This is a genomic window from Chromobacterium aquaticum, assembly GCF_021129195.1.
Taxonomy (GTDB): domain Bacteria; phylum Pseudomonadota; class Gammaproteobacteria; order Burkholderiales; family Chromobacteriaceae; genus Chromobacterium; species Chromobacterium aquaticum.
The window spans coordinates 1-1,263 of sequence record NZ_JAJOHW010000171.1; the positions used below are offsets into that span (position 1 = coordinate 1).

The window sequence follows — 1,263 nt, forward strand, 5'->3', positions numbered from 1 at the left end:
TGTCGCTGGCGCGCGCCGGCGAGGCGGTGAAGGCCTTGATGTCGCTGGCGCCGGAAACCGCTTGGTTGCAAAGCGGCGGGGAATGGGTGGAACGACCGGCCGCCGAAGTGGCGCCGGGCAGCCGGGTGCGGGTGCGTCCGGGCGAGCGTGTGCCGCTGGACGGCCGCATTGATCAGGGCCATAGCGCGTTCAACGAAGCGCCTATCACCGGCGAGAGCCTGCCGGTGGACAAGTCGCCGGGCGACGCGGTGTTCGCCGGCAGTATCAATGGCAGCGGCGTGGTGGAAGTGCTGACCACGGCGGCGGCCAATGGCAGCGTGCTGGCGCGCATCATCGACACCGTGCGCAATGCCCAGGCCAGCAAGGCGCCGACGCAGCGCTTCATCGACCGCTTCGCGTCGATCTACACCCCGGTGGTGCTGGTCGCCGCGCTGTTGTTCGCCGTGGCCACGCCCTTGCTGGGCTGGCTGAGCTGGCACGAGGCGATCTACAACGCGCTGGTGATGCTGGTGATCGCCTGCCCGTGCGCGCTGGTGATCGCCACGCCGGTGACCGTGGTCAGCGCCTTGGCCTCGGCCGCCAAACACGGCCTGCTGATCAAGGGCGGCGCGCCGCTGGAAACGGCGGCCCGGATCGACGCGGTGTGCTTCGACAAGACCGGCACTCTGACCGAGGGCGAGCCGCAGGTGACCGGGGTGGTGGCGCTGGCCGACGCCGATCAGGATCAGTTGCTGCGTTGGGCCGCGGCCTTGGACGCGCATTCCACCCACCCGCTGGCCAAGGCGGTGCTGGCGGCGGCGAGCGCTCGCGGCCTGTCCTGGCCGGAGGCGGAGCAAGTCAGCGAGCAGGCCGGACGCGGCGTCAGCGGTCTGGCGGACGGCCGGAAGCTGGCCTTGGGCAGCAGCCGGCTGGCGCGTGAGCAGGGGGCATTGAACGAGGCCTTGCAAGCCGAGCTGTCGCGGCTGGAACTGGCCGGCCAGGGCGCGCTGGTGTTGTTGGAGGGCGAGCGCGCGCTGGGCGTGATCGCGGTGGCCGACCGCGTCCGTGCGGAAGCGCCGGCGGCCTTGCGGCAATTGGCCAAGCTGGGGGTGGCGACGGTGATGTTGAGCGGCGACAATCAGCAAGTGGTGCAGGCGGTGGCGGCGCAGACCGGCATTATCGAAGCCCATGGCGGCTTGCTGCCTGAAGACAAGCTGGAGCGCATCATCCGTTTACAGAGCTCCGGCAAGACGGTGGCGATGGTGGGCGACGGCGTCAACGACG

Annotated in this window: 1 protein-coding gene; it reads left to right on the forward strand. The window is 70.4% G+C overall.

The annotated features are described in order from the left end of the window. Positions 1-1,263 (forward strand): heavy metal translocating P-type ATPase (locus LQT98_RS21775; RefSeq protein ID WP_231465151.1); only part of this gene is annotated, 1,263 nt, incomplete at both ends.